Raw genomic sequence first — 399 nt, 5'->3', positions numbered from 1 at the left:
TAACGCTGTTTTGACCGGGTAAAGGCCGCAGCGAGGACAACGCTGTCGCAGTGCTGACGGAACTGCTGACGAGGGCTTATTCCTGTCCGCCGCTGACACCACGTATACCAGCCGCTGCGGGCCACCCGGAGCACGCGGCACATTGCCTTGATGCTGAACTCAGCCTGATGTTTTTCAATAAAGACATACTTCATTTCAGGCGCTTCGCAAAGTATGTCGCGGCCTTTTGGAGGATAGCCAGTTCCTCTGCCTGCTCCGCCAGTTGCCGCTTCAGGCGGGCATTTTCAGCGGCCAGTTCACTTTCACGCTCAGACGAGGTCATCTGTTGCTGCAGTTTGCTGCGCCACGCATAGAGCTGAGATTCATACAGGCTGAGTTCACGGGCTGCGGCAGCAACAC

The 399-nt window shown here is 56.9% G+C and carries 1 pseudogene; it reads right to left on the bottom strand.

Annotated elements, in window-relative coordinates:
* A pseudogene (locus tag ACUU1I_RS21250) lies at nucleotides 1-399 on the bottom strand (transposase); the annotation flags it as partial.

The organism is Shigella sp. SIG3, from assembly GCF_053555855.1.
The sequence above is the reverse complement of the archived record's forward strand: the minus strand, read 5'-3'. Positions and strand labels throughout refer to the sequence as shown.